Genomic DNA, 17374 nt, shown 5'->3' on the forward strand with positions numbered 1-17374 from the left:
GGTCGTCTCTGGGCCGTCAGGTGCCGGACGAGCCCGGTCGGGCAGTGTCGAAGACGGCGGCCACGGCCTTGCGGGTCCGTTCCTGGCTCGACGGCATCAGGTGCGCATACACCCGGAGCGTCAGACCGGGGTCCGAGTGGCCGAGGTACTCGGCGAGGGCCTTGATGTTCTCGCCCGCGTCCAGGAGCACCGAAGCGTAGAAGTGGCGCAGCGCGTGCATGCCGTTCTCACGTGACTCGACGTACGACCCACCCGGCTTCCGCTTGGGAATCACGCCGACCGAGGCGAGAGCCCGCTTCCACGCCTCTTCGTTGAGCGACGTACGCCAGACGTGCCCGCCGCGCGGGCCGGTGAAGATCAGCCGCTTGGTCACTGGTGGACCGTCCGCCGCCTTCCACGGCAAGGTGACCTCGACCGGCGGTGCCGCTTCATGTGCTCTCGAAGTGCATCGGCCACGGGGCCAGGCAGCGGGACGTCCCCAAGCTTGCCGCCCTTCGGCGGGGCGAACACGGCCTGCGGCTCAGCTTCAGCTGCTGGACCACATGGAGCGTGTCTGAGGGTGCCTCGGTCAAGAGGATCGTCGCGGCCGACGTCTCCACACGGATGGTGCGCAAGGCTTCTTGCCAGCTACTCGTCTATACGACAGGCGATCTGAGGACCCGTCATCGCCGGGAACGGGATCCCCTTGCCGCGGAAGTTGCCCGCTCGTGTATACGAGTATGCGTGTTGGTGTGGGCGAGTTGAGAAGAGCGCATCGCCCTCTTGTCGGACCCACCCACCAGAATCCACTCATGCTGATTGCGACGACTGGCCATGGCTACCAGGTGAAGCGACCCTCGAAGCCAGCCATCGGAACCATGCTCGCCAACCTTCAACGCAGCAACCGGTACTTGACCCTGGAGCGGCAGGACGAGGGGCGCGAGGGCGACTGGTACATCCAGGTGTGGTTCTGCGACAACAACACCTACCGACTCGAGTACCGCGACGGCGTGCCCGCGGAGCACTTCCAGACGCAGACGGTCTCACAGGACAAGGTTCTGCAAGCACTCCTCGGCTGGGTCGCAGACAAGTCCGACTGGTCGGCCGGCTTCATGTGGAACAACATCGGCCAGATGTTCGCGTCTCCCGCCCCGGAGGACGAGGGCAAGCCGACCTCCTAGAGATGTACCGCAGCCCATCCGATCAGGTCGCCGGGAGCTGGTAGGAGAGGACGTAGGCGTCGGCCGCCATCACCGTGTCGCAGACCTCCACGGCCCGCCCTTCGGTGTCGAAGGCGGTGCGGACGAGGTGGATCACCGGCACGCCAGCGGCCAGGCGCAGGGTCTTGACCTCGGCGGGCGAAGGCATCCGGGCACGGATCTCTTCCTCGAAGTGGTCGAGGTGGTGGCCCAGCTCTTCGAGACGGGCGTAGATGCCGCCGGGGCCAGGGTTGGGCTCGGCGATCTGGGTGCCGCGGGCGATGTCGAGCGGGAGGTAGGACGTGGCGAACTCCACCGGGCGTCCGTCCAGCAGATACCGGCGCCGCCGGGCGAGTACACGGCGTACCGAGCCGAGCCGCGTAGAGATGTCCTGGCTCGCCTTCTCCTCCTTGACCTCCAGGCTGTCGACCTGCGGATGACTGCCGGCGGCATCGGCCTCCACGATGAACGCGGACTTGCCCTGCTCGCGGTGGCGGCGGGCGAAGCGGTCGGAGGCGAGCCGACGCACGGGCGGACGGGGCCTGACGAAGACGCCCTTGCCGTGCTCGGCGTGCACCAGGCCCTCCCCCGTGAGGATCGAGAAGGAGTTCCGGACCGTCATCCGGGAAACGCCGTAGTGCTCGACCAGTTCGGCCTCGGAAGGCAGCTTCTCCCCTTCCTTGAAGCGCCCACGGTCGATGGCCTCGCGCAGCTGGTCGGCGATCTGCCGGAAGACCGCACGATCACTCGTGGGGTCCAGGGCGCCGAGAACGCTCGGGAGAGAGGTCACGGATACTCCTTTAGATATCTAGACGAGTGGGCGAGTGTTGTTGCTACGGTGGAGAGCCTAGCCAGCCGAGAGGGCCGAGGAACGTGAGCACAGAACGCCCGCACTCCGTGAGCGTGGCCGGGGTCATCGTTGACGACAACGGCCGTGCCCTCTTGATCAAGCGCCGCGACAACGGCCATTGGGAACCGCCGGGCGGAGTCCTCGAACCCGAGGAGACCATCCCCGATGGCCTTCAGCGTGAGGTCCTCGAAGAGACCGGCATCAAGATCGCCCTTCCGGCGACTCTCACCGGCGTCTACAAGAACATGACGGGCCTGATCGTCTCGCTGGTCTTCCGCTGCGAAGCGCTCGACGGCACCCCCACCACCGGGGACGAGACCCGGGCCCTTCGCTGGGCCACCCGTGATGAAGTCACCGAACTCACCGACGAGGCGTACGCGATCCGCGTCCTGGACGCACTCGACGCAACGACCCCGCCGGCCATCCGCGCCCACGACGGCGTGAAACTCGTCTAGTCCGAACCCGCTGCACATGGCGGCCTACCTGCATGAAGGAACTTGTATGCACGAGTATACGAGTAGTGCTCGGGTCTGGGGGCTGAGTTGCCCAGGATTCCCGGAAGAGGTGAGCCGGGCCCGCCGATGGACCCGCGACATCCTGCGAGGCTCCCCCTTAGCCGAGGACGCCGAACTGATCGTGAGCGAGCTGAGCGCGAACGCGATCCTCCACACGGCGAGCGGCCGTGAGCACGGTGGCTTCCACCTGGCCGTCGCGGTCTCCGCTCAGGTGGTGGCGGTCTCGGTCACGGATGACGGCGGTACGGGGACGGCCCCGAAGGTCGAGCACCAGGACCGGGACGCCGAGCACGGCCGGGGCCTGGGCATGGTCAGCGTCATCGCTCACCGGGTAGTCGTGCGCGACAGCGGGCAGGGCCACACGGTCACCGCGGAGTTGTACGCGGATACCCGGCTGGGAGGCCACCCGTGCTGATGAAGCCACTGCAGCGGGGCTACTGGTGCGAGTGCTGGACCGAGAACCTGACCGAGGAGTGGCCGCCGGCATTGCTGGCATCGCTCGACGCCTACTCCTCAGCCCAGGCGGACCGTTGGGTGGCAGTCGTGCTCCGCACGATCTCACCGGCGCTGGACGCGGATGCCTCCGACGCGGCGTGGGAGTGGCTGTACGAGGGGCGCATCGAGACCAGGCGAGCCCTGCTGCGGGCGGAGCCGTGCGCGGTGTCTGTCACCCACGCCAGAACCCGGATCACGTGGACCATCCGACCGGTGCTTTTCCTTGCGCTGGCTCACCGCCAGGAAACCGAACTACCAGCGTGCGCATACCGATTCGAGGCCCACGCGACTGACTGAGTTACAACTTTCTCTACTGGTTCAAGGCGGCTCGCTCCGCTCCCCGCGCGTGGCCCGGCCCCCGGCCGGGCATGCGCTCCTGTCTCCGCCCCGCTCCAGCCCGGCCGGCGCCCGTGCCGCGCTCATGGCAATCAGCCACCTGATGCCAGAGAAGAGGTATCTGGTGGCTGGGGCGGCCGGCTCCACGGCTTTAGGCAGCCACTTTGGCGCGAGCCTCGAAGATCATGGCCCCAACGTCGTGCTTTAACGGGCAGGTCCACAGACTGCCCGACGCGCCGGAAGCTTACGGGGCCATGATCACTCGCGCCAAAGCAGCTCCAGCCCAAAGCCGCTACGCCGACCTATGACTATTAGCGCTCCCAATCCTTCACAATAGGAGCGAAGGGGACATTGTGCCACGGGCGGGCCCACTCCCGCAGATACATGACGTCACTTGAGGAGGGGGCGGGGTATGCGTCCTCCAATTTGACCCGTGACGGCATAACCGCAGCGTCTCCGATGAGTAGGGCCTCCCCAGCGGACAACATTGGCAAAGATTCCGTGAGCGGCCCCAAAGAGTCTGGTATGAGCCGCTTCACATAATTTTGATCCTCGGGGTTAGTTAGCCGCATCGCTACGAAATTATTGCACTGCGAGAAGATTGTCTCCGAGATTTCCGCCGGCCTCTGACTCACGATGGCTGCAGTAATCCCGTACTTCCGCCCCTCCTTCGCGATTCTTTCGATGGCATTACGCGAGGAACTATATTTGGCGAGACCGCTCTTGGGTACGTATTTGTGCGCCTCTTCATAGACAACGAGAAGTGGTGTTTCGCTACGCCCTTCCGGACTGCCCTTTTTGAAGTAGTAGGCATAGTCGAACAGCAGTCGGGAGACAAGCGAGACAGTCAGGCTCAATACTTCAAACGGAACGCCACTCAGATCAATAACCGTCACGTTTGACTCAGCACCCTCTACGTATCCCGTGAACTGTCGGAGCACTTGCTCCAACTGCACAGACTTGACCCTTTCGCCGAGGAGGAAGTCTAGGCGTCGATCGTTACGACGATTTTCCAGTCGAGTAATGAAGTTATCCAACTTGCCGAAGAGAGGGCCCGCTTTGTCCGACTTCTTATTCGGGGTGGAAGTGTCGATCCTCTCCTGATTCTTAGCTTTGATCGAGGCAAGAACATCATCGATGTTGAAGAAAAGAGGCGAGTCATAGTGGATCAGCTCACGATGCTCGTCGGGTCCGTTGAACTGCGATCGCTTTCCGTCGGTGATCGTCTTTTTCAAGATCGCGATCTGATTGTGCGATTGCTCCTCGTTGCTCTCAATGAATAGATCTTGGAGCTCTTCAGAGTTGAGGAGCCAGTAGGGAAGGATCAAAGAGTCGACGCCCAGATGATTGGCCTTTGGGAAAGCTGTGCGATACTCAGAGTGAAGATCGAAAATGATGACGTGTGTGTTATTCAGGGCGTACTCGCCTATTTCGCGAGCGTTTCGAAACTCCGTCGCCTTTTGGATGATCCGAGCCATAGCATGCGACTTTCCGGAACCGGTTGATCCGACTACCGCGATGTGACGGCTGAAAAACTTATTCCCATCTACAGGGACATCGACTTCTTCGTCCTGAGCGAGCTGCGCAAAGTGAAACCTGTTCTCGTGGTCCACAGTATCGTAGATTCTTTGCACTTCGTCTTTGAAGGCCACCGAAACCGTCTTAGGTGGAATCGCGATGCCACCACCGCCGCGTTCGAAGTGACCATCCCGATCGATGATCCCGAGAGGCACGGCTTCGATCATGTAAACCCGCTCAAGCTCCCCCTGCTTTGAGGGACGCAACTCGATCGAGTAGTTCTCGATGATCGCGATGATCGCGCACTCGGTGTTGTCGTAAACCTTCAGATACGACCCCACTTCGACGGATCCGCCGTCCGCTAGGTCGGAAATGTTATGTACGGCAATCCGAACGCGATTCGGATATACGGCTACTACCTCGGCGCTAGACATGTCGCCACCTGCTTCTCTTAGAGAACTTGGAGTAGATCTTCAAAGGACCGAACGAATACGTGTGACGCGCCAGAAACGCCGCATGGCGTGCTTGCACTCTCAGTCACATAAAAGTCATGGAACTCTTTGATTCGCACGCTATCCATCAGAGAGGCGAGATGTTCGGCATCGATAATTTTGAGCTTGAGGTCGCTCACCGGTGGCTTAATCAACTCTTCGATGCGGAAAACGCCCCCATGATATCCAGTGCCATCGTTAAAGCGGGCCCCGGCATCCCATAGCGCTTTTTTGATTTCCAGCGAATCAAAATCTCCTCTGAACGTTATATAAGGCGGCGGGCATGCGGGTCTGGGACAGTATTTGTCCCGCAGTAGGGTGACCACCTCGGCCAGTACATCCAACTCTGTGAGAGCATTACATTCGAAAGAGAAAACTCGCTCCGCAGCGACGTTGACGGTTCGCAGTGTGTAACGCTTCCTTACGGCCTTGAGGTATTTTTCATATCCACATTGCTCGACGTAGGCGGACTCGAAAATCGTCGTTCTAGCGGACGAGATCGCCTGACGCAGCGACCGAAAAGCAACCCGTCGAGCTCCGATGGGATTTGTGAGGATGACGTCTTTTAGGTAGCCATGGAGAATCGCATGGTAGTAAGTCGCCTCCGCATCGTCTCGGGCGTTCAGTCGCTCCTTGATGAGCCCCAGAAGCTCCTTGAACTGATTATGGTAGTTTTCGTGGAAGCTGATCCTGCATGCGCTGGCAAATTTGCTGACCGTTGATTTTTCGTAACCTTCAGGGTACTCTGCAAGGATTTTTTCGAGCTCTTCAGGTTGCAGGTCCCGCACGAATCCAGGCGGTTGGTCGGAGAAGTGACAATGCAAGATGAACTGTGAACCGCTGTCGCGCTGAAATTGCCGGAACATCAATTGCACGGCTGAAGTGATCGCCGATACTGAGAACTTCTCAGATCGATGCTTGACTTGAATATGATAATTCTCTACTGAGAGGTCCTGCTTACCTTCAAGCTCTGCTGTGGCGTAGGGGTTATCGAAGATCCTCAGAAGAGACGCGTCGAATTGGTACGCGAACCCTTTGATGGCGTGATACCCGCCATCGCGCTCCTTCTTTGCGGCGGGTTCAGTCACAGATCGGCTCCACAGACGACGAGGGCATATGCGGCGGCAGTAACCTTTTGGGGTTGCAAGTACCCAAGTGGCAGATGTGAACTGATAGTAGGTGATGGAACGCCAGTTGGCGGGCTGTTGCACAAAGTTGGTACCGCTGGGCCGACGCCGGCCTCCTCATGCGATCCGTGCCGTCAGAGCCGAGGCTGCACTCCTTGATGCAGCCTCGACCAAGCAAAGGCAAGTGCCACAGGGCAGTAGAGCTGCCCTCCGGGGGCAGGCGGGCGGTCCACCACTGAGCTACTGAATGATCTCGGCATGGCCTGGTCCCCGGCCCAGCCCACCGAGGCGTTCAACGCCCTCAACCTCATTCCGCAGAGCCGTTAGGGCCGTCTCAGTGCACGCCATCGAGGGGCACGGTGGGCACAACTCGGACACCATGAGCAGGTTTCCACCCCAGCTATGTCCTAGAGGTGACACGCTGTGCCTGTGGCAGATGACTACCTTGGACAGGACGTATTGCTGGGTGGACTTGCTCCGTCACGAGTCGCCTACGTCATTGAGTATGGGGACGAGGAGGGCTTCCGGCAGGCCGTGCGGATGGCCAGTGCGCGTTGGGGTGGTGAGGGCGAGCCCATCGTTCAGCTGATGTCCTCTGGTGTCAGCCAGGCGGACAAGGACGTGGTCGCCCTGGCGCAGGTCGAGGCTTACGTGCCAGTCCGGCTTACTAGCGAACGGGAGATGTTGGCCGGTGGCGAACTGGAGCTCGCCGCCGTGGCCGCGGGGCGGCTGGCTCAAGACCAGTTGTCGCGGCACAGTTACCCCCTCTCCTCGATAACTAGCCGCGAGAGTGCTCTCATCGCTCAGCTGAACGGTCCGTTGTGGCAGGTCGCTGCCGCTGGTGACGTCGCAGAACAGTGGTTGGGCAGCACGGAGCTTCCGATCCTGATCCGCCCGATGGATGGCGTCATCGGTTCGGAACAAGGTCACTCGGGCACCCTCATCGCGCGCACAGGAAGTCAGCTCGCTGCTTCTGAGATCGCTTTCAACGATCCCCTCGTACTGTGGTTCGCCGACGATGCCAACCCGTTGCCCGATTGCCTTGCGTTCTGGAACTTCCGTGCATTGCGGCATCGTTCGGGTGGGGGCACATCCGCTTGGCTGCTGCCGGCCGCAGAGGTAAACGCCTGGTCGGGCTTCGGAGGGCAGGTTGTTTCCCGGCTGGGCATCGAAGGATGGCGCAGCGTAGACGCGGTGCTGTGGAGTCTCGAAGTGAGCCCGGAAAGGTTGCATGCGCTGGCACGCGGGTGGGGTCTCGTGGAGGGGCCCGCGGGTTTCTCGGCGTTCAGTTGGCTTCCGCCCTTGTACGAACAGGTCGGAGATGATCAGCGACAGCTAACGTATGCAGTGGCGAGCCCCGCTCCCAGTCTGACGACAGCTTGGAATTGGGCTCGATCCACTGATTTTGATGCGCATCTGTTTAAGGGGCCACGCGAGACCCGTGTGCGGTTCGCGGCACCTATATCTCTGTATGGCCAGGCGAGGATGCTACTTCAGCTAGGCAGCCGTGCTTTTGAGGGACTGCCTCAAGTCGATGAAGTCGCAAAGCTTATTCACCCTGCGGGGCGCTGGCGCGGACGGGAGATCCAGATCCCGATTGTCAGCGCGGGGGAGGTGAACATAACGATCACCCTTCCTACCCCCTACGAAGCGCTTTGCGCGGTACTCGACACGGTTGCGGACCGATGGGCCCTGTCGCCCAAAGGGCGCACCGCTGATGCCCTACCGGATGAAGCGGGTGAGCTGATGCTTGAACCGGGGCTCTTTGCAGTGCTGACGGAGCTGACGACCCCGCGCGCCAAGGAACTACTAAAGGCCCTTGAGCGAATGGCCGCTGGTGGAGCTGAGCCATCGGAGCAGGAGCGTTTGGCTTGGAGTTGGGGCGGTCGCACACGCAGGCGCTACCGTGCGGTGAGTGCCTTGCCGGGGTCGCGGGAGCGCGCACGCGCGGCTGCTGAGCGTCTCGTCTCGCATGAATGGGCACAGCGAGGATTCGAATGTTCATGTAAGCGGTGCGGTTCGGTCACGTTCGTTCCACTTGATCAGGTGTCCGCCAAAGCCGTCTGTCCTGGCTGCGATGCTCCTGCGGCCTACACGAGCGGCAATGAAGGGCCGACCGTGCATTACCGGCTGGACACCTTCATTGATCAAGCAGTTGACCAAGGAATCTTCCCCCACTTGATGGCTATGGCAGTGCTGAACGAGGAAGACAGCAGGGCATGTCTTTTGCCGGGTGTGGACGTCTATTTGCCGGGCATGAGTAAGAGCCAAGAGGCCGATGTGCTAGGCATCTTCCAGGGTGAGTTGCTTGCTGGGGAAGTGAAGACCAGCCCAGGTGACTTCACTGCGGAACAGATCAGCCATGATGTGGGAGTCAGCTCACTACTGGGCGCGAAGTATCACCTAATGGCAGCGGTACACCCACTGTCGGCGGACAGTCGTGCCTTGGCCGAACATGCCTGCGCAGAAAACGAGATGATTTTGCTCGTTCGCGACGGTCTCCAGAATCAACGGGACAAGAAGCCAGCCGTTACCGGGAGCGATCGAAACGGCGCATGGCCTTCCCTCACCCAGGGCACTACAGCAACCCGAATCAAGGACGGCACACGAGTTTTCTTCCCTCTCCGCCTGACACCCAGGATTTCGCAGCTCGCCGTGGCGGAACGGGTGAAGAACCCGCATCTTACGTTCGTCCTCACTCTGAGAACGGACAACGTCCAGGTGGACATTCACCATGCGCCCGAAATGAACGACTCAGTAGATAGGCTTCTCGGCATCAACGTGAGCCTCCATGCCTGATCCACCGACAACCTGTAGGAGCGCGAAGCGTTCCCTACGGGTCGAAGCGTGGAGCCGCGAGTTGTATGTGGCGTGTCACTCGGTATCCCGGACAGCGCCTGAGGGGGCCTCCGGTCCACGGAGGCTTGGCAACCGCATCACCGCCGGCGGCGGATCGTACCCTCTTTGCGGATCTGCCGAGCAAAGGTCCTGCCTGACTCGATGAGGTACAGCCAACTTAAGGTCCTAACTGGCGCCCCTGCTCTCCCTGAGCACGTCAGAATCGGTTTCATGAGGCGTTGCGCTGGTGTGACACGGCAAGGGCGAGCATGCCGGAACTCTGGGGGCTGGAACGGCTACTGCCATCTACACGGTGGTGGCGGACGAAGTCGGGCACCCAGGCTCCGCCGGCCTCCAGCACCCGCAGGCGTGACCCACGGTTTGGGGCCTCAGCGCCTGAGGCGGCGAAGAGGCTGGATGTGGAGGCTGCGGTATCTCTGCGTGAGTTGGTTCGAAGTGCTGTGCAGCGTTATCGGTCGGCGCTGGCGACGCTAGGGACCGGGTCGGAGCTTCGACGGCTGGGCCGTCTCCGGGCCGTACGAGGTCGCTCGACGGTGGCCAATGACGACCAATGACGACCACCAGGCACACGAGCCCACCGCCCCTGAGCAGCGAAAACGCAGGTCACCGGGATCCCCGACAAGACCCAGGGCAAGAAGAAGTAGGCCCACCGTTTCTGAGTAAGGCTCCCCCTGGCGATTCCTCTGCTGGTGGGAGCCTTATTCAGTGCTTCAGGGGGCCCGCCTGAGGTTGCTCCCTCGCCTCTGCCCGGGCGCCCGCCTCGCGTAGTGCCAGGACGGCTGTCGTGGCGTCTTCCTCGGGCACGCCGGTGAGGATCAGGGCGGGGACCCGGGTCACCAGCACCTTGCTGTGCCAGAGACTCAGGCCGGTCAGCCGGCGTACGACCTGAACGACGTCCAGTATTCGGGCGCCGGGGTCTGTGACCACGACGTCGTGGGGCACGTAGTCGCACACCAGTAAGAAGTACCCGTCGGCCATCGCCACCACCGCCCCCTCTTCGTACAGGCCGGGGATGTCAACCATGCCCCTACAGAGCTGGAACCCCCGGAAACCGACCGCGCGTTGGAGACCATAGCCCGCGGACACTGAAACGGCCCCGCATGAGTAGAGGCCGGCTCAGTACTGGTCGGGTCGGTAGGCGTCGTCCCGTGGCGAGGTCGGAGGGGGCTCGTGGTGGTGAGTCGCGGCGCGCGGGCGCATCCGTGCGCCGTTGATGCGCCCGGGGGAACGGGCATGCAATGGGTGGGGGCGTCTGGCCCCCGTGTCGAGGAGGACCCATGCCCGAATCCCCGAGCACCACGAACGACCCCACCCAGGACCGCGACGGCGAACAGCCCGCCCAGATCAGAAGCCTGCCGTTGGTGGCCGCCTGCGGCTGCGGCTCGGGATGCGGCTGCGGCTGCCAGCAGGGCGCGCCCTGCCAGTGCGGCTGAGGTAGACGACTTCGCAGGTCAGCGGATGTCCAGTGAATCCGCCTGGGCCGCCGTGCCGTGGGCTGTCCTTCCCGGCGGAACACTCCACCGGGAAGGACACGCGCACCGGTTCTACGACCACTCTCAGCGTCCAGTTGCCCCGGCACCGCATCTCGGCGGAGAGCGCGACCCAGCGACCCTGCTCCCAGACCGTCGGCACGCCGCGAAGGGTGTTCATCGGCGACCATCTGGCCCACCTCGCCTTCCTGCGGCGCCTGTTGGCCGAGTTCGCCCGGATCAGGCCGTACGTTCAACACCTCGCGCGGCCGACCGCCCCGACACCACGACCACCGCCGCCACGAGCGCCGACATCACGCACCCGGTGGCCAGTACCGGGCTCGGGGTGAAGGTGACCGCGAGGACGGCGAGGACGCCCACCGTCCAAATGACGTCCAGCACACCGAACTTGGTCGCCCCCCGGTGCAACAGCCGTAGTACCGCGACGTACAGCGCGACCGGCACCGTGTACGCCGCCGCGATCACCGGCCGCTCGAGGTGCGCGTGCCCCGTGAGGTGTGCGATCTCGACGGCGAGCCCGGCGGCGACGGCCGCTGCGGAGGCGTAGACGAAGTAGTGGCCGTAGCCCCAGCGCAGCGCCGTACCCAGGGAGTTGAGCTTCTCGGCCGCGCTCTGGGTGAAGTACAGCCACCACATGGCGAAGACGGTGAGGAGGCCGCCGACCACGAGCGGGGCGATGTCGCCGAGGGAGACCTCGGTGTCGAGGGCGGCACGCACGGTGCCGGTCGCGGCGGTGATGGACTCGCCGAGGACGATCAGGGTGAACAGGCCGTACCGCTCCGCGATGTGGTGCGGGTGCCAGGTGGTCTGCCCGGCGCGCTCCGCCCAGGCGGGGACGGCGAGTTCGGCGACGACGAGCACGAGGAAGGACGGCAGCCCGGCGTCGTCCGGCAGCCACAGCCGCGCGACCCAGCCGATCTGTACGACGAGGATGCCGGCCGCGTACCGCAGACACGTCCGCCGCCGCTCCGGGTCGCTGCGGGCGGCGCGCAGCCACTGGCTCACCATGGCCAGCCGCATCACCACGTACCCGTAGGTGATGACCCTGAAGTCGTACTCCTCCAGCGCCTTCGACGCCCCCGCCGCCAGCACCAGCGCGCCGGCGATCTGGAGCAGCGTGAGCAGGCGGTACGGCACGTCGTCCGTGTCGTACGCCGAGGCGAACCAGGTGAAGTTCATCCAGGCCCACCAGATGGCGAAGAACACGAGCACGTACCCGAGCACGCCGTGCCCGAGCTTCCCCGCGGCCAGCTCGTGCTCGAAGGCGGCGGCGGTCTGGGCGACCGCGGTGACGAAACAGAGGTCGAAGAACAGCTCAAGGACGGTGGCGGTGCGGTGCCGTTCGGTACTGGGGCGGGGGAGCATGGGGCGGTGCCAGGGGGTGGGGTGGGTCATAACGGGCCATGGTGCCGTACGGGCGCCACGAGATGCGCGGGCGCGTGACGGGTCGCCGCATGCTTCACGACATGAACCCCGCCCAGACGGGCCGCCCCAGCCCGTGCCGCCCTTCTGACCGGCGGCACGGGCGTGGTCGTCTGGGTCTACCTGCTGTTTCTCTCAGCGGACGCCCGCACCCCGCCGGCCTGCACCGGGGTGCGCAGGGGTGGGTAGGCGCGTAGCCCGGCCGGGCCCCCGGAGGGCCGCTCAGCCCCCCGTGCTCCCCGTCCCCTCCTGCTGGATCTCGTCCGCGTGTTCGCCCGTCACCAGGTAGACGACCCGCTTCGCGACCGCCACCGCGTGGTCCGCGTAGCGCTCGTAGTAGCGGCCGAGCAGGGTGACGTCCACCGCCGTCTCGATGCCGTGCTTCCAGCGGTCGTCGATGAGGTGCTGGAAGAGGGTGCGGTGGAGGAGGTCCATGTCGTCGTCGTCCTGCTCCAGTTGGAGCGCGAGGTCGACGTCCTTGGTGATGATGACCTCCGCCGCCTTCGCCATGAGGCGCTGCGCGAGCTGGCCCATCTCCAGGATGGTGGCGTGCAGGTCCTGGGGGACCGCGCGCTCGGGGAACCGCAGCCGGGTCAGCTTGGCCACGTGCTGGGCGAGGTCGCCCGAGCGCTCCAGGTCGGCCGACATCCGCAGCGAGGTGACGACGATGCGCAGGTCCGTCGCCACCGGCTGCTGCCGCGCCAGCAGGGCTATCGCCCGCGCCTCCAGGTCGTGCTGGAGTTCGTCGACCCGCTGGTCGCCCTCGATCACGCTCTCGGCCAGCTTCAGATCGGCGTCCAGGATGGCGGTGGTGGCGCGCCCGATGGCGGAGCCGACCAGCCGGGCCATCTCCACCAGACCGTCGCCGATCGAGTCCAGTTCCTCGTGGTACGCGTCCCGCATCAGGTTCCCTCTCCTACTACGTGTCGTCGGGGGCCCGGGCCCACGACCGGTGCGAACCCCCACGCTCCCACGTTCCGTCCCGTACGCGTCCGTTTCCGCCCTCCCGAATGAACCACCACTGGATGCAAGGTGAACTCTGGGCGACGAGTGCCCGAGGTCGCACGACGGCGGCTGTGGCCGGGGTGGACGCCATGCCTAACCTGGTGACATGGACGTGAACGCGGCGGTCGCCGCAGCGGCGGCGATCGCCGGTGTACTCACCGGCGTCATCGCCATGCTGGCGTTCCGCTGGAGCGAACGCGACCAGAAGCGCCCCACCCGTACCTCCCTGCACACCGACGCGGTGCTCCCGCCCGGCGTGGACACCGTGCTCTCGGTGCTCCGCTCCTCCGCGGTCGTCCTCGACGAGGCCGACGCCGTGGTCAAGGCCAGCTCCGCCGCGTACGCCCTCGGGCTCGTCCGGGGTGGCAAGCTCGCCGTGGAGCCGATGCTCCAGATGGCGCGCGACACCCGGCGCGACGGGGAGATACGGCAGGTCGAGCTGGACCTGCCCCGGCGCGGCACCGGACGGGGCGAGGCCCTGGCCGTGTCCGCGCGCGTGGCCCCGCTCGGCTCCCGGCTGGTGCTGCTCCTGGTCGAGGACCTGACCGAGGCCCGCCGCATCGAGGCGGTACGCCGTGACTTCGTGGCCAATGTGAGCCACGAGCTGAAGACCCCCACAGGAGCGCTCTCGCTGCTCTCCGAGGCTGTCATGGACGCCTCCGACGAGCCCGAGGCGGTCCAGCGCTTCGCCGGGCGGATGCAGATCGAGGCCACCCGGCTGACCAACCTGGTCCAGGAGCTGATCGACCTCTCGCGGGTGCAGAACGACGACCCTCTGGAGGACGCCGAGCCGGTCCGCGTGGACGAACTGGTCGCCGAGGCCGTCGACCGCTGCCGCCACCAGGCCGGTGCGAAGCAGATCACCATGGCCACCGCCATCCAGGACCCGCCCGGCGCGGTACGGACCGGGCTGCGCGTCTGGGGCAACCGCGGCCAGCTCGCCGCCGCCCTCGGCAACCTGGTCGAGAACGCCGTCAACTACTCCCCGGCCCACACCCGGGTGGGCATCTCCGCCCGCCGGATATCCGCCCCCGGCGGCGAGCTGATCGAACTCGCCGTCACCGACCAGGGCATCGGCATCTCCGACAAGGACAAGGAGCGCATCTTCGAGCGCTTCTACCGCGTCGACCCCGCCCGCTCGCGCGCCACCGGCGGCACCGGCCTCGGCCTCGCCATCGTCAAGCACGTGGTCGCCTCGCACGGCGGCGAGGTCTCGGTCTGGAGCGCCGAGGGCCAGGGCTCCACCTTCACCCTGCGGCTGCCGGAGTCGGGCGTCGCCCGCGACCGCGCCGCCAGGCACCCCGGACTCGACGACGCGTCCGGCATGGCCGATCAGTCCCCGTACGCTTCGCTTCCCTCCCCGGAGGTCCTTCCGTGACCCGAGTGCTCGTCGTCGAGGACGAGGAGTCCTTCTCCGACGCCCTGTCGTACATGCTGCGCAAGGAGGGTTTCGAGGTCGCCGTCGCCGCGACCGGCCCCGACGGCCTGGACGAGTTCGAACGCAACGGCGCCGACCTGGTGCTGCTGGACCTGATGCTGCCGGGGCTGCCCGGCACCGAGGTGTGCCGCCAGTTGCGCGGCCGCTCCAACGTCCCGGTGATCATGGTGACCGCCAAGGACAGCGAGATCGACAAGGTCGTCGGCCTGGAGATAGGGGCCGACGACTACGTCACCAAGCCCTTCTCCTCGCGCGAGCTGGTCGCCCGTATCCGGGCCGTGCTGCGCCGGCGCGGCGAGCCGGAGGAGGTCACCCCGGCCGCGCTGGAGGCCGGGCCGGTCCGGATGGACGTCGACCGCCATGTGGTGACGGTTTCCGGGGCCAAGGTCGACCTGCCGCTGAAGGAGTTCGACCTGCTGGAGATGCTGCTGCGCAACGCGGGCCGGGTGCTGACCCGGATGCAGCTCATCGACCGGGTGTGGGGCGCCGACTACGTGGGCGACACCAAGACCCTCGACGTCCATGTGAAGCGGCTGCGCGCCAAGATCGAGCCCGACCCGGGCGCGCCGCGCTACCTGGTGACGGTGCGCGGGCTGGGTTACAAGTTCGAGCCATAGGCCGCGAGAGCGGTCCGTACGTGACTGAGGGGGCTCCCGGCCGGGAGCCCCCTCAGTCAGTCACGCAGTCACGCGCAGGTGCTCACTGCCCCGCGGGCGCCGACGCGGAGCCACTCGGGGAGGACGCCGGGGCGGAGGCGGGGGAGCTGGGCTTGTCGCCCGCGGGCTCGTCGCTCGCGGACGGGCTGCCCGACGGCGAGGAGCTCGCCGCGGCGGGCGCGGAGGGCACCTCGCTCGGGCCCCAGCCGCTGAAGTAGCTGGTCGCCGGGACGACGAAGGCGCGCAGACCGACCGTGCCGGTCTTGCTGAAGGTGAAGGTGACCTTCTGCGCGTTGCCGTTCTGGACCGCCTCGCGGCCGCTGGCCAGCATGGCGGAGGCGTTGTCCTTGCCGCCGATGACGAGCCGGCCGTGGGCCGGGACGACGAGCTTTCCGCCCTTGGCGGGCTTCAGCTCGACCTTCTCGTCGCTGCCTTCGACGGCGATCGACTGGAGGGTCTGGTCGGTCGCCCCGTCGTTGAACAGCGTGGCGGCGACGGCGGCCGGGCCGTTGGCCTTGGCGTCGGGCTGGGTGATGACCAGGGCGTTCTGCACCTTGATGGCCCCGACACTGGTCGCGGCGTTGTCCGGCCGGATCTCCAGGGTCTGGGCGTTGTTGCCGGCGCCGCAGGCGGCGAGCGAGGCGATCGAGAACGCGAGGGCGGATGCGGCGAGGGCGCCGCGTCGAAGGCTGCTGCTCACGGCGGCGGCAACTCCTTGAACGCAGGGGCGGCTTGTCTTGTAAGGCCACCTTAAGGATCTGTCAGCGCTCTCAGGCTACCGAGCCGTTCGCGCGCCGCCGTACCCGACCCTCCCCATCTGCCGGGCTTCCCTCCCGCTGGGGGTACGGAGGGCGCCGCTGATCACCCGCCTCGCGCTTCCCGTCCGTCATTCGGATAACGCCGTACGACGCCGTTGACGGCATCCCGGTGACACTCCGCGACACTCCGGGCGGCATTTCCGTGAAGGAATACGCGCGTGTCCGGAATTGATCACCGCCGGGTGGCGTGATCAATTCCGGATTCGTCTCGTACCCGGCTCCGGTCATCGAACGAAGGAGCGGAAGTCGTACGCTTGGAAGCGGTCAAACCGGGACATTCAACCAATCGGGGCGGCTCTCTGGGGCCTGTGACGTAGATGTTTCACTCTGCACGCAGAGTGGCTCCGACCTGCGAATTCCTGGTTCCGCAGGCGGTCCGCAGCACGTTCCTGTTGCTGTTGTCAAGCCCCGAGATATGCCCTGACCTGCGAAAACGCCATTCAGAAGACGCCGTATCCGTGTTACCCTGGATAGCCACGGAAGGGGTACCTGTCACATGACGTTCAAGGTTGGCGACACCGTGGTCTATCCCCATCACGGGGCCGCGCTGATCGAGGCAATCGAAACTCGTCAGATCAAAGGCGTGGACAAGACCTACTTGGTGCTGAAGGTCGCCCAGGGCGACCTGACGGTACGTGTGCCAGCGGACAATGCGGAGTTCGTCGGCGTGCGTGATGTGGTCGGTCAGGACGGGCTGGACCGGGTCTTCGAGGTGCTGCGCGCGCCGTACGCCGAGGAGCCCACGAACTGGTCGCGCCGCTACAAGGCAAATCTGGAGAAGCTCGCTTCCGGCGACGTCATCAAGGTCGCGGAAGTCGTGCGTGACCTGTGGCGCCGCGAGCGCGAGCGCGGACTCTCCGCCGGTGAGAAGCGCATGCTCGCCAAGGCCCGCCAGATCCTGGTGAGCGAGCTGGCCCTCGCGGAGAACACCAACGAGGACAAGGCCGAGGCGCTGCTCGACGAGGTACTCGCCTCCTGACACGGAGCGGGCGGCGTGCCCCGCCCGCCTTCACGTCCAGCGCAGCAAAAATGCCGTGGTGCCCGATGACACTCACCCTGTCGCCGGGCGCTGCGGCATATTCGTCCCCGTATGCCTTCCGTCTGTGCGCTGCCCCCTGTGCTCTGGTGACCGTGCTCCGGTGCTCCACCCCTGTCGTACCACTCCCGGGGGCGGAC

General features: G+C 65.1%; 16 protein-coding genes and 1 pseudogene. 9 read left to right on the forward strand and 8 right to left on the reverse strand.

The window, feature by feature from the left end:
- Positions 1-16 precede the first annotated feature (16 nt).
- Positions 17-557 (reverse strand): annotated as a pseudogene (locus ACZ3HQ_RS15845) (tyrosine-type recombinase/integrase); the annotation flags it as partial.
- Positions 558-857: 300 nt separating this feature from the next.
- Here ACZ3HQ_RS15845 and ACZ3HQ_RS15850 point away from each other — a divergent pair.
- The gene (locus tag ACZ3HQ_RS15850) at positions 858-1160 is read left to right on the forward strand and encodes a hypothetical protein (protein WP_467511233.1); all 303 of its coding nucleotides are present in this window, start codon (positions 858-860) and stop codon (positions 1158-1160) included.
- A gap of 22 nt (positions 1161-1182) precedes the next feature.
- Here the strand turns inward: ACZ3HQ_RS15850 and ACZ3HQ_RS15855 are convergent, their stop codons facing one another.
- On the reverse strand, positions 1183-1968 hold the full coding sequence (locus ACZ3HQ_RS15855) for a GntR family transcriptional regulator (protein WP_400887731.1): 786 nt from the start codon (positions 1966-1968) through the stop codon (positions 1183-1185).
- A 107-nt stretch (positions 1969-2075) separates the two neighbouring features.
- Here ACZ3HQ_RS15855 and ACZ3HQ_RS15860 point away from each other — a divergent pair, with 107 nt between their 5' ends.
- The 3 genes from ACZ3HQ_RS15860 to ACZ3HQ_RS15870 are packed head-to-tail and all read left to right on the forward strand — an operon-like array spanning position 2076 to position 3335.
- On the forward strand, positions 2076-2483 hold the full coding sequence (locus ACZ3HQ_RS15860) for an NUDIX hydrolase (RefSeq protein WP_467511998.1): 408 nt from the start codon (positions 2076-2078) through the stop codon (positions 2481-2483).
- Between the two features lie 46 nt (positions 2484-2529).
- Positions 2530-2958: an ATP-binding protein gene (locus ACZ3HQ_RS15865; RefSeq protein ID WP_467511235.1), complete on the forward strand. Its 429-nt coding sequence runs from the start codon at positions 2530-2532 to the stop codon at positions 2956-2958.
- Positions 2958-3335 carry a hypothetical protein gene (locus ACZ3HQ_RS15870; RefSeq protein ID WP_467512000.1) on the forward strand — a complete coding sequence of 126 codons (378 nt, stop codon included), beginning with the start codon at positions 2958-2960 and terminating at the stop codon, positions 3333-3335. Before ACZ3HQ_RS15865 ends, ACZ3HQ_RS15870 begins: the two co-directional genes overlap by 1 nt.
- Positions 3336-3685: 350 nt before the next feature.
- Here ACZ3HQ_RS15870 and ACZ3HQ_RS15875 read toward each other — a convergent pair whose 3' ends face one another.
- Together ACZ3HQ_RS15875 and ACZ3HQ_RS15880 are read right to left on the reverse strand one after the other, a co-directional pair.
- Positions 3686-5326 (reverse strand): ATP-binding protein, encoded by a 1641-nt coding sequence (locus ACZ3HQ_RS15875; protein ID WP_467511237.1) that lies wholly within the window; start codon positions 5324-5326, stop codon positions 3686-3688.
- Between the two features lie 17 nt (positions 5327-5343).
- Positions 5344-6471: a hypothetical protein gene (locus ACZ3HQ_RS15880; RefSeq protein WP_467511239.1), complete on the reverse strand. Its 1128-nt coding sequence runs from the start codon at positions 6469-6471 to the stop codon at positions 5344-5346.
- Positions 6472-6939: 468 nt separating this feature from the next.
- On the opposite strand from ACZ3HQ_RS15880, the gene ACZ3HQ_RS15885 reads away from it, so the two are divergent.
- A complete protein-coding gene (locus ACZ3HQ_RS15885; protein WP_467511241.1) occupies positions 6940-9309 on the forward strand; it encodes a hypothetical protein in 2370 nt (789 codons plus the stop codon).
- Positions 9310-10071: 762 nt separating this feature from the next.
- On the opposite strand, the gene ACZ3HQ_RS15890 is transcribed toward ACZ3HQ_RS15885, so the two are convergent.
- On the reverse strand, positions 10072-10347 hold the full coding sequence (locus ACZ3HQ_RS15890) for a ribosomal protein L7/L12 (protein ID WP_467512002.1): 276 nt from the start codon (positions 10345-10347) through the stop codon (positions 10072-10074).
- 299 nt (positions 10348-10646) lie between these two features.
- Here ACZ3HQ_RS15890 and ACZ3HQ_RS15895 point away from each other — a divergent pair, with 299 nt between their 5' ends.
- The gene (locus tag ACZ3HQ_RS15895; RefSeq protein ID WP_467511243.1) at positions 10647-10802 is read left to right on the forward strand and encodes a hypothetical protein; all 156 of its coding nucleotides are present in this window, start codon (positions 10647-10649) and stop codon (positions 10800-10802) included.
- Between the two features lie 276 nt (positions 10803-11078).
- On the opposite strand, the gene ACZ3HQ_RS15900 is transcribed toward ACZ3HQ_RS15895, so the two are convergent.
- Both ACZ3HQ_RS15900 and phoU read right to left on the reverse strand, forming a co-directional pair.
- Positions 11079-12254, reverse strand: coding sequence for a low temperature requirement protein A (locus ACZ3HQ_RS15900; protein ID WP_467511245.1), 1176 nt, complete (start codon positions 12252-12254; stop codon positions 11079-11081).
- A 249-nt stretch (positions 12255-12503) separates the two neighbouring features.
- Entirely contained in the window at positions 12504-13184 is a 681-nt protein-coding gene (gene phoU, locus ACZ3HQ_RS15905) for a phosphate signaling complex protein PhoU (RefSeq protein ID WP_467511247.1), read from the reverse strand.
- A gap of 208 nt (positions 13185-13392) precedes the next feature.
- Between phoU and phoR the strand changes: the two genes are divergently transcribed.
- Together phoR and phoP are read left to right on the forward strand one after the other, a co-directional pair.
- A complete protein-coding gene (phoR, locus tag ACZ3HQ_RS15910) occupies positions 13393-14664 on the forward strand; it encodes a two-component system sensor histidine kinase PhoR (protein ID WP_467511249.1) in 1272 nt (423 codons plus the stop codon).
- A gap of 5 nt (positions 14665-14669) precedes the next feature.
- On the forward strand, positions 14670-15341 hold the full coding sequence (gene phoP / locus ACZ3HQ_RS15915) for a two-component system response regulator PhoP (protein ID WP_466134857.1): 672 nt from the start codon (positions 14670-14672) through the stop codon (positions 15339-15341).
- Positions 15342-15423: 82 nt separating this feature from the next.
- Here phoP and ACZ3HQ_RS15920 read toward each other — a convergent pair whose 3' ends face one another.
- Positions 15424-16080 carry a copper chaperone PCu(A)C domain-containing protein gene (locus tag ACZ3HQ_RS15920; RefSeq protein WP_467511251.1) on the reverse strand — a complete coding sequence of 219 codons (657 nt, stop codon included), beginning with the start codon at positions 16078-16080 and terminating at the stop codon, positions 15424-15426.
- Between the two features lie 614 nt (positions 16081-16694).
- Between ACZ3HQ_RS15920 and ACZ3HQ_RS15925 the strand changes: the two genes are divergently transcribed.
- The gene (locus ACZ3HQ_RS15925; RefSeq protein WP_003953493.1) at positions 16695-17177 is read left to right on the forward strand and encodes a CarD family transcriptional regulator; all 483 of its coding nucleotides are present in this window, start codon (positions 16695-16697) and stop codon (positions 17175-17177) included.
- Positions 17178-17374 lie beyond the last annotated feature (197 nt).

It is taken from the genome of Streptomyces sp. NPDC018263 (assembly GCF_055562575.1).

Excerpts from the sequence above, each read along its gene's own strand:
- ACZ3HQ_RS15850 (WP_467511233.1), top strand. The coding sequence starts at position 858 with ATGCTCGCCAACCTTCAACGCAGCAACCGGTACTTGACCCTGGAGCGG.
- ACZ3HQ_RS15865 (WP_467511235.1), top strand. The coding sequence starts at position 2,530 with ATGCACGAGTATACGAGTAGTGCTCGGGTCTGGGGGCTGAGTTGCCCA.
- ACZ3HQ_RS15870 (WP_467512000.1), top strand. The coding sequence starts at position 2,958 with ATGAAGCCACTGCAGCGGGGCTACTGGTGCGAGTGCTGGACCGAGAAC.
- ACZ3HQ_RS15875 (WP_467511237.1), bottom strand. The coding sequence starts at position 5,326 with ATGTCTAGCGCCGAGGTAGTAGCCGTATATCCGAATCGCGTTCGGATT.
- ACZ3HQ_RS15890 (WP_467512002.1), bottom strand. The coding sequence starts at position 10,347 with ATGGCCGACGGGTACTTCTTACTGGTGTGCGACTACGTGCCCCACGAC.
- ACZ3HQ_RS15895 (WP_467511243.1), top strand. The coding sequence starts at position 10,647 with ATGCCCGAATCCCCGAGCACCACGAACGACCCCACCCAGGACCGCGAC.
- ACZ3HQ_RS15900 (WP_467511245.1), bottom strand. The coding sequence starts at position 12,254 with ATGACCCACCCCACCCCCTGGCACCGCCCCATGCTCCCCCGCCCCAGT.
- phoU (WP_467511247.1), bottom strand. The coding sequence starts at position 13,184 with ATGCGGGACGCGTACCACGAGGAACTGGACTCGATCGGCGACGGTCTG.
- phoR (WP_467511249.1), top strand. The coding sequence starts at position 13,393 with ATGGACGTGAACGCGGCGGTCGCCGCAGCGGCGGCGATCGCCGGTGTA.
- ACZ3HQ_RS15925 (WP_003953493.1), top strand. The coding sequence starts at position 16,695 with ATGACGTTCAAGGTTGGCGACACCGTGGTCTATCCCCATCACGGGGCC.